Origin of the sequence: Methanosarcina sp. Kolksee, assembly GCF_000969945.1 — an archaeon.
Lineage (GTDB): Archaea > Halobacteriota > Methanosarcinia > Methanosarcinales > Methanosarcinaceae > Methanosarcina > Methanosarcina vacuolata.
This window is the reverse complement of the sequence record NZ_CP009524.1, coordinates 3,466,492-3,483,243: the sequence shown is the minus strand read 5'-3', so window position 1 is coordinate 3,483,243 and position 16,752 is coordinate 3,466,492. Positions and strand designations below refer to the sequence as shown.

Below are 16,752 nucleotides of genomic sequence, written 5' to 3'. Positions count from 1 at the left end.
ATTCCGTAATTTCCTTCAATTAAACGAATGAATGAACCAACTGAAAGAATTGTTGTGATTTAAAGACTGGAATTAGCCAGCTGAGATAATTGTTAGATTAAAACTGATGTTAGTTCATGAAAAGGTAATGAAATAATATGTATTTCAGAATATTTAAGAAAATATTAGTAAATATACATGAATAAATAGGAAAAATTATATATTATTTCAATCTTACAGACTTAAGTTATTATATATGGTTAACAGCTTAATACGTATACCTTTCTAAATAAAATACTGTAGCTTAGATAATAGTCAAATTAATTTGAAAATAGAATCTAATCGAGTTAATTCAAAAATTGAATTCTCTGAGTATTAATCTCTTGATAATTAATTAAATTCTGGATAACTAGTTATTTGATAATCAACTAAACAAAAGAATAGACTAAGAAATTTCATCAATACTAGAGAACTTTATCGGGGTTTTGTCTTGCGGGATACAAAAAAAGTTATGTTGGTGATATTAGCAGTATTACTTTCACTTCAAGCTATTACTTGCAATGCTTCTGCTAAAACTATTTATGTAGAGTCTGGAAACTCAATTCAAAAAGCAATAGATAGTTCTAATTCCGGAGATACAATAATTGTAAACCCGGGAACATACAGTGGAGATATTGAAATCTCAACTGCGAATATAACCGTAATGTCAAGCAGTCCATATAAAGCAATAATTAAAGCTGAAAACAACGCCTTCAATATTTATGAAAAGAATGTTACAATAAAAGACTTTGACATAAGAGGCCCAGGGAGATCTTCAGGTATTTGTTTTTCGTTTGGCCGCAATGAAGGTACAAACGGTGCTTTTTACTGTACGGTTCAAGATAACAAGATATATAACTTTAATATGGCGGCAGATGTTGGTTTTTATATGTACAGCGGAAGCGAGTATATTCTTAATAATGAGATTTACAACTGCGAAACGGGAGTATACGCCTTTGATCTCATGTTTCAAGACATGACAGTTAGTGGAAATAAAATTACAGGCTGTGACAATGGACTATATCTTGTTGATGCTCCATGTACCGTTACTAATAATAATTTTAACAATACAGTGAATGTAAATATCTCTGATGGAACCGAAAACATCTTCAACACTACGAAAACAAGTGGTGTAAACATTGTAGGCGGCTCTTATCTGGGTGGTAACTGCTGGGCAACCCCTTCAGGCGACGGTTTCTCACAGACCCATTCCGATAAAAACAGGGATGGTTTTGCAGATGAACCTTATAAATTGGAAGGTTCTAATTATGTTGATTATCTACCTCTTATACCGTTGAACGCCTCTTTTATTGTTTTTTCGGAACCTCCTGCCCAGGAAGAGTAACTTTGAAAACGTAGTTGCTAACAAAAAAGTGAAAAATATTAATATGAACATGCAAATTGAAATCAAATTAGAATATTAAGTTTAGGTAAGAGGATCACGTATTAAAAGCAAATACAGTAGATCCTTCTTACCCATAAGGGCTTTTCTCAACGATATTTGTACTTAAAGCAAAATTTGCGATTATATCTTGCCTTATTTGGAATGAAAATGTGCCATCTGCAAGCATTTTCATCTCTTTGTGCATGTTATTCAAAGAATATCATGTTCGTTTTTTGAATAATTATTTTTTACCAACTAAAATTGGTGTCATTTATGTGTCTTTTTATTTAGAATCTTTTTTTGGCTCTTCGTTATTTTGTGTGGATATCCTCATAATGTCTTCATAAAAACCAATGAGGTCTCGAATTGAAAATCGTCTGATCCACAGGAAATGACGAAGAGCCCTTTTTTTTCAGTTTCTCCTTTCATATTAAGAAAATTAACCTCATGAGGTCATGTTTTAATAGTATGACTCTATCAGGGAACATGATCTATGAACTAATAAATTATTACAATCATAAAAAGCAATTAGCAAGCAGGAGTAAAAAGGAAGTGATGGTATGACGGAAAGACCGGTTGAAAGTGTACTTATCGAGATCCCGAAAGGAAGCCGAAACAAATATGAATACGATAAAGAAAAAAAAGTAATTAAATACGACAGAATGCTTTTTTCTTCAATGGTATATCCCTCGGACTATGGTTTTTTCCCAGACACCCTGGCCCTTGACGGTGATCCTTTAGATGCCATGGTTTTAACCTGGGAACCTACATTTCCGGGATGTATAATAGAGGTACATCTTGTGGCACTTTTTGACATGGAAGATGATAAAGGAAGAGATCAAAAAATACTCTGTGTTCCAAAGAATGACCCTATGTGGAATTATATTGAGACCGTTGAGCAGGTTCCACCTCATCTATTTAAGGAGATTACTAACTTTTTCCAAACTTATAAGAATTTAGAAGAAAAACGCGTGAAGGTTATCGGTTGGAAAGACCTCGAAACAGCAGTCGCTGTACTTCAGGAAGCTAAAGATCGATATCTCGAACAAAAGAAATAAAAACAAACTAAATAAGAACAAAAGAAATAAAATCATCAGTGAGGGCTTAAGCTCTATAATTTGTCCAGCTAAGCGACCCTTAAAAATCTATTACTTTTATAGTCTTGCCTATGCCCGGAGACAGATTATTCTCATTGAGCGTTGTAAAGTCCCACTCACTGATTCAACTCCCTCATATCTTCTGTCTTTTTGACCACTCTATCCGTCGATCATGAGCCATTTTCAACAGAAAGTCTTCTGCGACTTCAGAGGAACTAGAGTATTCATGCCAGAGCCACCCACCTGGCTGCTCCGGAACCACAATTATTCCTTTTTTATCCGCAACGCCCTGAAGGATTATATTTGCGGCTTCTTCAGCTGGAATTGCGTCCTCAGGGGCTTTAATCTCTTCATGAACTGGGCCCAGTATGGGCTTTTTCCATATCCGTGAAACGACCGCTGCAGGACATGTAACTGAGAAATGAATGCCTTCTTCAGCAAATTCGTACCGCATACTTTCACTCATCCCAACAACTGCGTACTTGGTGGCGCAATAAAGAGCCTGGAATGGAAAAGGTATAATTCCTGCAAGGGAAGCCGTGTTAACAATATGCCCTCCACCCTGAAGACGCATAACTGGCAACGCGGCATTAATGCCGTATATAACACTCCAGAGATTAACATCAATAATGGATCGCCAGTGTTCAAGCGTAGCGTCAACAGTCGGCATCGTACCTCCAATACCCGCATTATTAAATAGAAAGTCAATTCTACCTTCCGCAGCAACGGTGTCCTGAATAGCTTTATCCACCTCAGGCTGTTTTGTCACATCAACAAGCAGAATTCGAATCTGTCCGGCATATGCATCAAGATTCTTAGCCGCGGATTCCAGGCTTTCCTCATTCCGACCAGCCATGAAGACTATTGCTCTTTTCTCCAACAGTGCTTCACTTATAGCATAACCGATTCCAGAATTTGCACCGGTTACCAGGCAACACTTATCCTTGAAGTAATCTTCAACCCCCATTTTCACTTCCCCTTTTCCTTTTCACAGCTTGTATTTTTGACTAATTTTCCTGTATATCCAGATGGAAGAACCAGTAAGGATTTACTTTCCGGTTAAATATACCATTGTATTATCGATAAGATTTTTGTCGATCTTTTCAGGCATAAACACAGTGTCTCAAATTTGCTGTAATTTGAAGTCAAGTTTTTGCGTACTATGGAGAAAATTAATCTTTCAATATGTGATTTTCTACCCAATAACTTCTTGAGATTTATGATTTTATAGAAAAATTGGCACACTGCCAGGATAAAAATAAGATTTCTGCCAGGATAAAATAAGATTTTCTTGAAATACAAACTTCTCTCATGCATTTTCCAGTAGAGTTACAACTGGCGAAGTATTGCCATACGGGCTACAAAATAGGCGACCGGCCCGGTATAAATCAGCTTGAACAATGCCAGTTTCTCAGCAGAAAGCTCTTTAATGCCAAATAGAGAGGAAATCGAGATAGTTAAAATCATCATAATCAATACCGTGAAAATGAACAGTACAGTACCAAGTAGTACTCCTCGCCTGGGCAACCGTGACAGTACTGGTCCCGGATGGGGCAGATTTTCATTTTTGAAACGGCTGGCGTGAAGCTGGCGATTAATATCAGCTGCGGAGAAAACCGTCACAAGCCACGTCATAACGATTGAGGTGATTATTGTATCAATTATAATCCCGGATAAAGCAACGCTGTCCACATTCCTGTTGATGTAAAATGCCAGAAGAGGATTTATCACCATGTTAATCAGGGCAGCCACAAGAGCCTGTTTATGAATATATGAATCAATTGAGCTCAGGTTTACCATATCTCCTCTCCACTACCAAAATAAGCAGTGAATCTTTTGAAGATTCTTAATTTATGGCAATCATTTCCCCCTATTCATGCAAAGCGGATTAAGCATCAAAACCTGTCTCAAAGCATGTCTGTAAAATGATAAATATCCCTCAAAATTCCCCAATAAAACGACAGACTGCAGTCTTTCTGTGACTTACTGTGAAACTCTTTTTGACCCTTTATTGCTGCATATCTGGAGATCGATTATTCCTAATAATATATAACTAATATTAGATATATGCCTAATATTAGATAATAATCTCAACTTAAAGTAAACACTATAACGTATCATATGCCTGTCAGATTAGATTACATATATTATGCATATTATTATATTATAATCTCAGAATTATAATCTGAATACCTGGGGGGTTTGACTATGTTTCGGTTTGAAGAAAATAAATGTTACAGGATGCCAGCTCATTTTGGCGGTTTTGACTGCCCTGGTCCTGAAGCTGCACTGTATTACAGGGATGCAGTTTCTATAACTTTTGCATATACCACGGATGAAAACCAGCTGGAAAACTACGTGCCTGAGGGTTTTGAGCTGTTACATCCTGAACTGAACATTTCCTACAGTCAATTCAGAGAGATCGACTGGATGGCAGGAGGAGGATATAATTTAGTTCAGGTCAGTGTTCCAGCTCGTTTCAACGGTAAGCGTGACCAGGTGGAAGGACAATTTATCCTGGTGGTCTGAGAAAATAAAACCTGGCCAATTCTTGGAGGAAGAGAGGAAACGGGTATACCAAAAATTTATGCTGACATAGAGGACCTGCACATCATTCAACCTAACTACTATACAAGTGCAAGTTATGAAGGAAACACATTTCTCCGCCTGGAAATGCTAGGGTCAAAGCCTGTGGAAGGGGAAATGTTATCGAAAATGCAGGCTTCTGCAGCCACGATCAATGCCCTTGGATGGCGCTATATTCCCAAAGGAAGTCCTGGAGCAGACTTAAGCCAGCCCATTCTATATCCCCAGGGGGCCGAGATCCATAGCGCCTGGACAGGTAGCGGTACTATCAAATGGACTCCACTGAGCTGGGAACAGAACCCTGGCCAGTGGTATATAATAAAGGCGCTGGCAGAGCTTCCCATGTTTGAAATAGCTACGGTCATCATGTCGAAAGGTATTGTCGTTTTGAAACCGAATAAAGGGCTTGTTCTCGAATAACTGGAAATATACCTGTCACATACCTGTCGCGATTTTGCAGGTTTTTTCATAAATTTTTGCAGGATTACTTGGAGATAAGCACATTTTATAGGTATGCCAGCATTGGAAGTTCCTGTGAAATATATAAAGAACCTTTTTTAATAAAAACATTAAGTTTTAAGGGCTTTGATAAGTATTCATTCATTACATTAAGGTTCTTTAAGATTTTAAAGTTGTAATAAAGCTTCTTTTTTAAATTAAATCTCTTTAAACCCTCAATTTTTGAAAGTAACTTTATATTTTTGCCAGCTCATTTAGTGACTGTCAGCAGATCAATAGTCTGAAGACAACCGAAAATACGTAAAAAATGGAACAATAAAAAATCCAGGCAAGAAACACCACTATAAAACCAGGCAAGAAAAACCACTAAAAACTAGGCAAGAAACCACTATAAAACCAGGCAAGAAAACCACTAAAAACTAGGCAAGAAACCACTATAAAACCAGGCAAGAAAACCACTAAAAACTAGGCAAGAAAAAACACGGCTCTTCGTCATTTCCTGTGGATCAGACGATTTTCAATTCGAGACCTCATTGGTTTTTATGAAGACATTATGAGGATATCCACACAAAATAACGAAGAGCCAAAACCCACTATAAAACCAGGCAAGAAAACCACTAAAAACCAGGCAAGAAACCCTCTATAAAACCAGGCAAGAAACCCAGTAAAAGCCAGACAATAGAACAATTCACCACAAGGTAAGTATCTCGAAAAACAAAACCAACGAAAAAAATAGAGATTGAAGTCAATAACGGAAGTATACTATGAAAGTAAAAACAAAAGTGTTAAACTCAATTTACCGTTTTACAGCGGTAATGATAGTATTATGCATCCTTCCTGTAGGAGCTTTTGCTTCAGAAAACAAATCTGCATTTACTCCTGGAGAGAACATAACTGATGAAAATTTTACTGTTGTCCAGGCGGAAATGCTTGATTCCATTAGTGAACAAATTTCTGAACTTCAGAGCTTCTATACTAATGTAAGCGAAGCTTCCAGTGCATCTGACCTTCAGGAAGTCTTATCAAATCAGAAATTTGCGGGTATGCCTAATGGAATGAATATGGGACCTGGTGGAATGCCCGGATTATTTGACTTCGCCGAGGTTGAGAACGTAACTGATGATAATTACACTGAGGTTCAGGCCGAAATGGTTAATGTCCTTGGAAATATGACTGAAACACTTAACGGTCAGCTGGATAACACGACTGATGAAAATATGACTGCGATGCTCAGCGAACAGGTAACTGATCTTGAAAACCTATCCAGCGAAATAAGTTCAGCTTCCAGTGCAGAAGAACTGCAAAACGTTGTATTCACCTATTTGCAAACTCAGGCTACTGACTCACTCAAAATGGAAATCGAACACCTTGAAGAGATGGCAAGTGAGAGCGGCAACACAACTGATGAGAATATGAGTGAGGGCCTTAGCAGCAGGATCACAGAACTCAATGGCCTGATGGAAGATATCAGCGGAGCAGAGTCCCTCGAAGACCTTCAGGAAATCATATCTTCTGCTCAGGGAATGCCCGGAATGGGAGCTGGAAGCCCGATGCATCACTAAGGCAACTTCCCAATGAACCCAGAATGGATGCTTGAAAACAGTGCTGAGAACAGTATTGAAGCTTAAACTTAGACATAGTTGACAGACTGATTAAAAAGTGAGATGAAATTGATAAAAATAGGAGACCGAAAATTAAAAAGGAGATGATATGAAGCATCAGATGATATGAAGCATCTCTACCACTCCTCTTTCAAAGCAACCTACAATAAATCCCAAAAAATCAAGGAGATGATATGAAACATTAGATGATATGAAGCATCTCTACCACTCCTCTTTCAAAGCAACCTACAATAAACCCAAAAAAATCAAGGAGATGATATAAAATATCTCGAATACCATCTTAAATAACCAATGATAAATCCCAGAAAATTACACCTAAATTTTGCAGTATTGTTGAATATTAAATTATACCTCCGTGATAAGGTTCAGCCAAATATCTGAGAAATATTTTTGAGAGTCTATTGAAAAACGTAATGGCTGAACCCCTCCATCGCTGAAATTTTTGTGATAACTTCTAAGCCTTTTTTATATTAGCATGAAAATGCTGCCATTTGCAAGCATTTTCATTGGTTGTGCATGTTATTCAAAGAATATCATGTTTGTTTTTAATAACAGACAATTACAAAATGTGATAATTTTTGTGTAAGCCTAAGGTTCCTGCGGACTTCTTGGCAGATTATTCCTTCAGTCAGGTTACCTTGATAACGAAATATGCCTGACGAAGTTATTATTTATATAAATAAAGACAGGCAATTAATTATAAGATTACGTTTATATAAATAAATCTTTATATTACTAATAGAATCATAGAAATTATTCCTGCAAAAAGAATTTCGAGCATTTTTGAGCCAGGTAAATACACTAAATAAAGCAATAATGTTGAGAGAAACTTTTGACTTTACACCCGATTATCAAAGAATAATATGAGTAACAGCAGCAGAATTTCTGGTATTGATATTATTGGGAATGTACCGTGGGGAGTACATTTTTGTCAGTTCTACAGGACAAAAGAAGATTTAATGGACATACTTGTCCCCTATTTCAAAGCAGGACTTGAAGATAATGAGTATTGCTTATGGGTCATATCGAAACCTGTAAATGAAGAATGCGCAAAAAAAGCTTTGAAAGTGGCCATTCCCGATATTGACGTTTATTTAAAGAATGGGCAAGTCGAAATTGTTCCCTATACTTACTGGCATGTAGAAACGGATTTTTTAGATCCACAAACAGTATTAAACTGCTTGACTGAAAAAACTGGTAAGGCTCTCGCCAGTGGATACGATGGTTTGAGGTATAGTGGAAACAATTTTTCTGGTCACGAAAAATTACTGGATTCTGTAATAGGCAAGTACCCAATGATAGCTCTTTGCACTTATCCAATTGACAGGTACAATGCATTTGAAATTCTGGACATTATTGCAAATCACCAGTTTGCTTTGACTAAAAAACAAGGCAAATGGGAGCAGATAGAATGCTCCTGTCATAAAAATAATAAGGAATGTGAGCAGGTTGAGAAAGCACTGAGTGTGAGTGAAGAGCGGTTTCGTACTCTGGTGACGGCCAGCTCAGAAATGGTATACCGGGTGAGCCCTGACTGGAGCGAGATGCGTTATCTCTATGGCCGAGGGTTTCTTGTCAATACGGAAAGCCCAAATCGTAACTGGCTTCAGGAATATGTTCCTCCGGAAGATCAGATGAATGTGATGGCCGTTATCAATGAAGCTATCCTGACAAAGAGCACTTACGAACTGGAACACAGGGTCCGTCTAGCAGACGGCAGTTTAGGATGGATTTTTTCGCGTGCGGTTCCTATGCTGGATGCAAATGGCGAAATTGTTGAATGGTTTGGTACAGCCAGTGACATCACAGAGCGCAAAAAAGTGGAAGCCAAACTGAAAGATACGCTCGACAATTTGGATAAACTTGTTAAAGAACGTACAGTAGAACTTCAAAATGCTTATGATTCATTGAAAAAGAGTGAAAAAAGTCTTGCAGAAGCTCAAGAAATAGCTCACCTTGGAAACTGGGAACTGGACTTTGCAAGCAATGAATTTCGTTGGTCTGACGAAATGTATCGTATTTTTGGACTTAATCCACAAGAACTAAAAGTAAATTACGATATCTTCTTAAGTTACGTGCATCCGGATGATCAAGATTGTATGGATAATGCCGCTAAAGATGCATTAAACGGAAAGCCTGCTGATATTAATTTCAGGATAATTCTAGCAAATGGAGAAGAACGCATAGTTCATGCGAAATCTGAAGTTGTTTTCGATGAGAAAAACAGTCCTGTGAGGGTCAGAGGGACAACTCAAGATATAACAGAGCATAAAAAGGCAGAAGAGGCTCTTGCAAAGGTAGAACAAATCCGCATAAAGGAAATTCATCACAGGATAAAGAATAATCTGCAGGTAATTTCATCCTTACTCGACCTTCAATCAGAAACATTCTTTAACCGTGAAATTTGTAAAACTCAGGAAATTGTTGAGGCTTTTAGAGAAAGTCAGGATCGTGTAGCTTCAATGGCTCTTATTCACGAAGAGCTGTATAAAGGCGATAATATCGATACCCTTGACTTTGCAGCTTATTTAAATAAATTAACTGAAGACCTTTTTAATTCATATAATCTCGGAAATAAAAGTATCAGGTTGAAGTTGAACCTTGATCAGATATATCTTGGCATGGATACTGCGATCCCTCTTGGAATTATTGTAAATGAGCTGGTTACAAATTCTTTTAAACATGCTTTTCCTGCAGGAAGGAAAGGAGAAATCCAGGTAAATCTTCGCAGAAATGAAACTTCTATTGCCCAGAGTGAGATGTCCGGTCTAGATGAAGGTTGCAAAGATAGCTTCAGTTACATATTAGAAATATCGGATAATGGAAAAGGAATTCCAGAAGAGATAGACACTAAGGGTTCAAATTCCCTTGGGCTCCAGCTAGTACACATTCTTGTTGAGCAAATAGACGGTTGTTTAGAAATTAAAAGTGGTAAAGGTACGCAATTCACTATATGGTTTAACAATATCGGGATATGAAGCCACACTTTCCACTTAACGAAGACAGTTATTTAATAGCCAGCAACTTTTTGCTTGTATGGTTGGTATTCTCATCATCAACTGTCCAATTCAAAGATTAATGATAATAAACAGTATCTATAAAACTACCTGGCCCATCAGACTTTTAGGCTCCTTCAACTCTCTCCAGTCACTTTTTAGTAATTTTTCGTGAATCTCTTTATTGAAATTCGGCGAGCCACTTTTAATTTTTATAACATTTCTGTCCTCAAGTATTTTCCATTACAGATAAACTTGTTTTGGTTTCTTTGCCTCCGAATTTTTCTGGTCGATGAAGCCAACTTTTCTTATAACTATAAATTTAACTTTATATATATATGAATTAAAAGAAAAACTTTAATTATAATACACAAAACTTGATTAATGAAATTAAATTTCTGAGTTTAAAAAATAGAGATGGGAAATAATGAATAAAAAGAAGACGATGTTTAAGATAAGTTTAGTTTCAATAGCTTTAGTCTTGCTTTTAGTTTCATCTATAGCATTGGCAGCTACTGAAAATGATACCGGAAACTCCACCAAAAAAGATAATTACACATTGTCTACAGAGTCGGTAACTACTGAGAAAAGCGCTTCACCCATGATCACTGAAACCCGAATAACCACCAGTAGGCATGCACAATATCCTAAGATCTACAATAACAGGATAGTGTGGGAAGATGGGCGCAATGGAAATTGGAGTATCTACATGTATGATCTCTCCACTAAAAAGGAAACTCATATATCTACAAACGAATCAAGTCAGCGTTCTCCTGCAATCTACGGGAATAAGATAGTGTGGGAAGACGAAAGCCACATGCTTCCCTATTGGGACTTATCCGATATACATATGTACGATCTCTCTACAAAAAAGGAAACTCAGATTCCCCCCAATTTTGATGGAATGGTGGCTGAGGTCGCACCTGCAATCTACAGTGACAAAATTGTGTGGCAAGATCTTTACGATGAGGATTCGGGTGTTTCTGTGTATGATCTTTCTACTAAAGAGGAAACTTTCATCACCGCCGATGCATACTCTCCTGATATCTACGGTAATAGGATAGTATATTATGCCTATCGCAATGAAAACTCCGCCCATGACATTTACATGTATGATCTTTCCACTAAAAAGGAAACTCGGATAACCAACAGTGGATCGGCGGGAAAACCTGCGATATATGGTAACAGAATAGTATGGGCCGATGAACGTAGTGGGAATGCTGATATCTATATGTATTATCTTTCTACTAAAAAGGAAACTCAGATAACTAGCAGTCCAGATTGGCAGAGATCTCCTGCTATCTATGAAAATAGGATAGTGTGGGAGGATGATGGTGGTGATGATGATGGTTGGGAAAATCATGGCATCTACATGTACGATATTTCCACTAACCAGAAAATGAAAATTAGCGCCAAAGGATCAGCATACCAGCCTGCTATTTACGGTAACAAGATAGTATGGCAATATGGGGAGGGCTATGGTGAAAACAGCGACATTTACATGGCTACTATTGAAGTATCACAACCAAAACGACCTGTTGCTGCATTCTCTGCGAAACCTACGTCTGGAAAAACTCCACTGAAGGTTCAGTTTACTGATAAAAGTAGCAATAGTCCAACTTCATGGAAATGGACTTTTGGAGACGGAAAAACTTCAACAGTTAAAAATCCTGTACACACATATAGTAAAGCAGGAAAATACACTGTCAGCTTAACAGTAAAGAATACGGCTGGGACAAGTACGAAAACAATAAAGAACTATATTGTTGTAAACTCGCTGAAAGCTCCGGTTGCTACTTTTTCTGCAAAACCGACCTCCGGAAAAGCCCCGCTGAATGTGCAGTTTACTGATAAAAGTAGCAATAGTCCAACTTCATGGAAATGGAGCTTTGGAGATAAAACGTATTCAACATCCCAGAACCCTTCACATACCTACAGTAAAGCCGGAAAATATACTGTCAGTTTGACGGTAAAGAATGCAAAAGGAAGTAACACTAAAACAATATCTGGATATATCGTAGTAGCCAAAAAATGAGCAGCTTAAATAAGAAACAGTAAAAGAGGGCAAATCTAAAAAGGAGTGGGGGGTTCTTAAGTTATTCTGTTTAGGAATACAGTAACCATGTGTAACTTCAGGTATACACGAACCGTGTGTAACTGTGAACATATAGGTTTCTGAGTAAAAAATTACGGACCATACTTTGAGAAGTATAAAATATTTCTCAAATATTTCTCCAGAATAGCAATGTTTATTTTAATTTAGAGCAGATTTACTTTCATGGGTATACCGGGGAGAACACACCTTAGGGGAGCTAATCTTATAGGAGCTAAACTTCAAGGAGCGGACTTTCAAGAAGCTGACCTTGTAAAAACTAACCTTGAAGGGGCTGACCTTCGAGGGGCTAACCTTAAAAAAGCAGATCTTCGAGGGTCCAACCTTTCAGATACTCACCTTCTTGAAGGTAAAGGAGCTAATCTTCAAGGGGCTAATCTTCAAGAAGCTAATCTACAGGGAGCCAGCCTTGTAAAAACTAATCTTGAACAGGCTAACCTTGAAAAAGCTAATCTTCAACTGGCTAATCTTCATCTGGCCAATCTTAAAGGAGCTAACCTTAAAAAGGCTAACTTGCAAGTGGCTAATCTTGAGGGAGCTCACCTGCAGGGAACTAATCTTGAAGAGGCTGACCTTTATGGAGCTGGCCTTCAAGAAGCAAATCTTCAAGAAGCTAACCTTAGAGGCGCTAACCTCTATGGAGCAGACCTTCACAAAGCTCATCTTATGAGAGCTGATCTTGAGAAAGCTAACCTTGAAGGGGCTAACCTTACTGGAGTTCATGATTTATCCATTGAGCAAGTTTCTAAAGTAAAAACACTTTATAACGCAAAATTAGACGAGGAGATCCTGATTCCATTAAGAGAAAAATATCCTGCCCTGTTTAAAGGGCCTGAAGAATGATCAGACATTCTGTCTAAATTTCTCCATATTAAAATTTCCGTATTTTTCTTTGGACCGAATTTTTTTAAAGGTTTCTACTAATTCTAGCTAGTAAGAGTCTGTATTTTCATCTGTATTTTCTATCTAATTCTAAGCTATTGATGTTCTTTTAGTGTTCTATTGTGTTGTAAACAATGAAATATCACTGTTTTTTTCCTGTCTTTTTTCCCTGTCTTTTTTTCCCGTCTTTTTTTCCCGTCTTTTTTTTCCTGTCTCTTTTTTCCAGTCTCTTTTTTCCTGTCTTTTTTTCCCGTCTTTTTTTCCAGTCTCCGGATAGCTCTTCGATTCAGCAACTTTTTTGATAACTTCTGAGTTTGCACAGGTATATTTTTAGGAAAGATTCCAATTAATACTGGATTTTCTGTTGCTCTGGTTGGTTGCCATAAAGTCTAAGAAATTGGTCACTGCGACCCAGGAGGTGAATTGACATAGCCAACGATTTGACGATGGTGCTTGTCCTCTGTTTATATTATCTTATATTGGTCAATGCTCAAAAAGAGAATTAAGTTGAAGATTTGAATGGAAATCTGTGGAAAGGCAGTTTCCGGGCTTCAATCAATTTTTTGCCTGCGATTGGTCTCTTATACTGATTTTTCTTAATGATATTTTTCTCTTTGTCTACTCTCTCTTCTCTCTGTTTCTCCATACTTTATATAGATTGTATATACTATACTACTTTCTTTCCTATTTTTTATTTATATGTACTTCTCTATATTCTACCAGGCGAATCTTTATATATTTTTCATTTATTGTGCATTATGCTGAAAACAACTTAGACAAATGTAAATTTAAATTATTTAATAATGGAGTATCTGTACACATGGCAAATAAGTTAAAAAAGTATACAATTCTTTTGCTATTGATCATCGGGCTTGTGTTCCTGGGAATTGGGTGTACCGGAACTAAAAATAACGAAGGATCTTCTGCAGAAAACGTTACTGGTGCGGAATCTGGAAGCATTTTCTTGAAGGGTTCGGATACGGTTTTGCCTCTTGCACAGGCTGAATCTGAAGAATTCATGGCTGAAAACTCTGGAAAAAGTGTAACAGTAACTGGAGGCGGGTCCGGTGTTGGGATTGCTGCGCTCATTGATGGTGAAGTAAATATTGCTTCGGCATCCAGAGAAATGACTGATGACGAAATTAAATCTGCTGAAGCAAAAGGAATCAATCCTGTTAAAACTACTATTGCTTATGACGGTATTACTGTAATTGTAAACCCTTCTAATTCTGTTTCTAACCTTACCTTTGACCAGCTACGTGGTATCTATAACGGAAGCATTAGCAACTGGAAAGACGTTGGCGGAGCAGATGCGCAAATTGCTGTAATTTCACGAGACAGCAGTTCCGGAACCTATAAAGACTTCCAGAAAGACGTTTTGCAAGGCGATGAATACCGACCTGATGCTCTTACTCAGCCTGCTACTGGAGGCATAGTTACTGAGGTATCTCAGAATACCAATGCGATAGGCTATATTGGTTTTGCATACCTTGACAGCAGTGTAAAGGCATTAAGCCTGGACAAAGGTAATGGATCTGTAGCTCCAACTGCCGAAGCTATACTTAATGGCTCATATCCTCTTTCAAGGTCTCTCTACTTCTACACCAATGGGGAACCCTCGGGCTTAACAAAGGAATTCACCGATTTTGTGTTGAGCGAGAATGGGCAGAGCATTGTGAGCACTGTCGGGTATATTCCACTAAAGAAGTAAAGCAACTTCTAAAAAAAGACTTCTAAACTATATTATATACTTATCTAAGGGATAAAATGCTAAGCAGAAATTATAAGGAAAAAACAATCGAATGGACACTGTTTTCAGTCAGTGTCCTTACGGTTGTAATTATCTTCCTTATATGTCTTTTTTTGTTTAGAGACGGTTTATTTCTTTTTAAGGATACGTCTCTTATGGATTTTCTTACAGGAAAGTTCTGGTATCCAACGTCTATAAACATGCAGTTTGGGTTATTACCTCTATTTTTCGGATCTCTCATTGTTACTGTCGGAGCTATTCTTTTTGCTGTGCCTCTGGGAATTGCTACTGCTATATATATTTCTGAAATTGCTAATCCAAAGGTTGCAGATTTCCTGAAGCCATTTATTGAAATTCTTGCAGGAATTCCTTCTGTTGTGTTTGGATTCTTTGGACTTGTTGTACTGGTTCCAATTATACAGAAGAGCTTTAACCTGCCAACTGGCCAAACTGCTCTTACAGGTTCTATTATGCTGGGAATTATGGCACTTCCTACGATTATCACTATTTCAGAGGATGCTATAAGTTCTGTTCCCAGTACTCTCGAACAGGGTTCGCTAGCTCTTGGAGCTACAAAATGGCAGACAATATATAAAGTCATAGTTCCTGCGGCACTATCGGGAATCTCAGCGGCTGTAATGCTGGGCATAGGAAGAGCTATAGGGGAGACTATGACCCTTATGATGGTTACTGGAAATACTGCGGTTATTCCTTCTTTTTCAGGAGGCTTTTTTGCTTCGGTAAGGACAATGACTGCCACAGTTGCGCTTGAAATGGGAGAGGTCCCTCAGGGAAGTACACATTTCCATGCTCTCTTTGCGGTCGGGTCTGTACTTTTCATCATAACTTTCCTGATTAACCTGATTGCGGATTCAATCAAAAAAAGGTACAGATTCAAGGTGGATTGAGCATGGAGCTAAACGCAGAAGTAAAAGAAACCGATAGTAAAGTGGCCAGGATTCAAGGAGGACTAAGTATGAGATTAAACGCAAAGAACAGTGAAAAAATCGCCTTTGCGCTGCTTGGCCTCTCAGCATTGACAGTAATGGGGTTTGTGCTAGTTATTCTTGGTTATATTATTTACAATGGGTATAGTGCAATTAACATTGAGTTCCTTACTGAAATGCCCAGACTTATGATGACTCAAGGCGGAATCTATCCAGCAATTGTAGGTACCTTATACCTCATCATAGGCTCCATGAGCGTGGCCCTTCCCGTGGGAGTTATGGCTGCTATATACCTTAATGAGTATGCAGGAGAAACCCGCACAACCTGGTTAATTGAAATGGCAATCAACAATCTTGCAGGGACTCCTTCTGTGGTCTTTGGGCTTTTCGGGCTGGCACTATTTGTTAAATATTTTGGTTTTGGTCCTTCCCTACTTTCGTCTTCCCTTACACTTTCACTCCTGATCATTCCAGTGATTATCCGTTCCACTGAAGAGGCATTGATTGCGGTTCCTAAGGAATACCGGGAATCATCCCTTGCACTTGGGGTCAGTAAATGGCAGACAATCAGACATGCGGTACTGCCGGCTGCTATTCCTGGAATCATTACAGGTTCTATCCTGAGTATAGGAAGGGTTGCAGGGGAAACGGCTCCAATTCTTTTTACTGGTGTGGCTTACTTCTTGCCCAGGCTGCCTGATTCGATTTATTCGCAGTTTATGGCGCTCCCTTACCACCTTTTCGTGCTTGCAACGGCAGGGACAAATATTGCAAAAACCAGACCTATTCAATATGGGACAGCTCTGGTTCTGTTACTTCTCGTCCTGTGTTTGAATCTTATAGCTGTTCTGATTCGCAGGCACTACAAAAACAAATTGAAAATTTAACTAGAGTTTTG

General features: G+C 38.1%; 12 protein-coding genes and 1 pseudogene. 10 read left to right on the top strand and 3 right to left on the bottom strand.

The annotated features are described in order from the left end of the window. The first annotated feature begins 469 nt into the window (after positions 1–469). Both MSKOL_RS14335 and MSKOL_RS14330 read left to right on the top strand, forming a co-directional pair. Positions 470–1,363 (top strand): NosD domain-containing protein, encoded by an 894-nt coding sequence (locus MSKOL_RS14335; protein WP_048122000.1) that lies wholly within the window; start codon positions 470–472, stop codon positions 1,361–1,363. A gap of 599 nt (positions 1,364–1,962) precedes the next feature. Next, complete coding sequence (locus tag MSKOL_RS14330; RefSeq protein WP_048121997.1) at positions 1,963–2,460, top strand: inorganic diphosphatase; 498 nt, start codon at positions 1,963–1,965, stop codon at positions 2,458–2,460. Positions 2,461–2,632: 172 nt separating this feature from the next. Here the strand turns inward: MSKOL_RS14330 and MSKOL_RS14325 are convergent, their stop codons facing one another. Further along, the gene (locus tag MSKOL_RS14325) at positions 2,633–3,466 is read right to left on the bottom strand and encodes an SDR family oxidoreductase (protein WP_048157276.1); all 834 of its coding nucleotides are present in this window, start codon (positions 3,464–3,466) and stop codon (positions 2,633–2,635) included. A 362-nt stretch (positions 3,467–3,828) separates the two neighbouring features. After that, entirely contained in the window at positions 3,829–4,299 is a 471-nt protein-coding gene (locus tag MSKOL_RS14320) for a hypothetical protein (protein WP_048157274.1), read from the bottom strand. A 408-nt stretch (positions 4,300–4,707) separates the two neighbouring features. On the opposite strand from MSKOL_RS14320, the pseudogene MSKOL_RS21160 reads away from it, so the two are divergent. The 5 genes and pseudogenes from MSKOL_RS21160 to MSKOL_RS14295 all read left to right on the top strand — a co-directional run bounded on the left by MSKOL_RS21160 (position 4,708) and on the right by MSKOL_RS14295 (position 13,118). Further along, positions 4,708–5,505, top strand: a pseudogene (locus tag MSKOL_RS21160) (acetoacetate decarboxylase family protein). Between the two features lie 854 nt (positions 5,506–6,359). Then, positions 6,360–7,106, top strand: coding sequence for a hypothetical protein (locus MSKOL_RS14310; protein ID WP_231592257.1), 747 nt, complete (start codon positions 6,360–6,362; stop codon positions 7,104–7,106). A gap of 923 nt (positions 7,107–8,029) precedes the next feature. Continuing rightward, on the top strand, positions 8,030–10,144 hold the full coding sequence (locus tag MSKOL_RS14305) for a PAS domain-containing protein (protein WP_052725521.1): 2,115 nt from the start codon (positions 8,030–8,032) through the stop codon (positions 10,142–10,144). A gap of 523 nt (positions 10,145–10,667) precedes the next feature. After that, on the top strand, positions 10,668–12,197 hold the full coding sequence (locus tag MSKOL_RS14300) for a PKD domain-containing protein (RefSeq protein WP_231592256.1): 1,530 nt from the start codon (positions 10,668–10,670) through the stop codon (positions 12,195–12,197). A gap of 243 nt (positions 12,198–12,440) precedes the next feature. Further along, positions 12,441–13,118 (top strand): pentapeptide repeat-containing protein, encoded by a 678-nt coding sequence (locus MSKOL_RS14295; protein WP_048157271.1) that lies wholly within the window; start codon positions 12,441–12,443, stop codon positions 13,116–13,118. Between the two features lie 541 nt (positions 13,119–13,659). On the opposite strand, the gene MSKOL_RS20420 is transcribed toward MSKOL_RS14295, so the two are convergent. After that, positions 13,660–13,803: a hypothetical protein gene (locus MSKOL_RS20420; RefSeq protein WP_156151105.1), complete on the bottom strand. Its 144-nt coding sequence runs from the start codon at positions 13,801–13,803 to the stop codon at positions 13,660–13,662. Between the two features lie 174 nt (positions 13,804–13,977). On the opposite strand from MSKOL_RS20420, the gene MSKOL_RS14285 reads away from it, so the two are divergent. From MSKOL_RS14285 to pstA, 3 genes are all read left to right on the top strand, one after another. Next, positions 13,978–14,868, top strand: a complete 891-nt coding sequence (locus MSKOL_RS14285; RefSeq protein WP_048121988.1) for a phosphate ABC transporter substrate-binding protein — start codon at positions 13,978–13,980, stop codon at positions 14,866–14,868. Positions 14,869–14,924: 56 nt separating this feature from the next. Then, positions 14,925–15,815: a phosphate ABC transporter permease subunit PstC gene (gene pstC / locus MSKOL_RS14280; RefSeq protein ID WP_048157266.1), complete on the top strand. Its 891-nt coding sequence runs from the start codon at positions 14,925–14,927 to the stop codon at positions 15,813–15,815. Positions 15,816–15,883: 68 nt separating this feature from the next. Next, the gene (pstA, locus tag MSKOL_RS14275; protein ID WP_048124104.1) at positions 15,884–16,741 is read left to right on the top strand and encodes a phosphate ABC transporter permease PstA; all 858 of its coding nucleotides are present in this window, start codon (positions 15,884–15,886) and stop codon (positions 16,739–16,741) included. Positions 16,742–16,752 lie beyond the last annotated feature (11 nt).

What these genes read in the sequence shown, in the direction of transcription:
- MSKOL_RS14330 (WP_048121997.1), top strand. Translation starts at nt 1,963, where the DNA reads ATGACGGAAAGACCGGTTGAAAGTGTACTTATCGAGATCCCGAAAGGA.
- MSKOL_RS14325 (WP_048157276.1), bottom strand. Translation starts at nt 3,466, where the DNA reads ATGGGGGTTGAAGATTACTTCAAGGATAAGTGTTGCCTGGTAACCGGT.
- MSKOL_RS14320 (WP_048157274.1), bottom strand. Translation starts at nt 4,299, where the DNA reads ATGGTAAACCTGAGCTCAATTGATTCATATATTCATAAACAGGCTCTT.
- MSKOL_RS14310 (WP_231592257.1), top strand. Translation starts at nt 6,360, where the DNA reads ATGATAGTATTATGCATCCTTCCTGTAGGAGCTTTTGCTTCAGAAAAC.
- MSKOL_RS14305 (WP_052725521.1), top strand. Translation starts at nt 8,030, where the DNA reads ATGAGTAACAGCAGCAGAATTTCTGGTATTGATATTATTGGGAATGTA.
- MSKOL_RS14295 (WP_048157271.1), top strand. Translation starts at nt 12,441, where the DNA reads ATGGGTATACCGGGGAGAACACACCTTAGGGGAGCTAATCTTATAGGA.
- MSKOL_RS20420 (WP_156151105.1), bottom strand. Translation starts at nt 13,803, where the DNA reads ATGGAGAAACAGAGAGAAGAGAGAGTAGACAAAGAGAAAAATATCATT.
- MSKOL_RS14285 (WP_048121988.1), top strand. Translation starts at nt 13,978, where the DNA reads ATGGCAAATAAGTTAAAAAAGTATACAATTCTTTTGCTATTGATCATC.
- pstC (WP_048157266.1), top strand. Translation starts at nt 14,925, where the DNA reads ATGCTAAGCAGAAATTATAAGGAAAAAACAATCGAATGGACACTGTTT.
- pstA (WP_048124104.1), top strand. Translation starts at nt 15,884, where the DNA reads ATGAGATTAAACGCAAAGAACAGTGAAAAAATCGCCTTTGCGCTGCTT.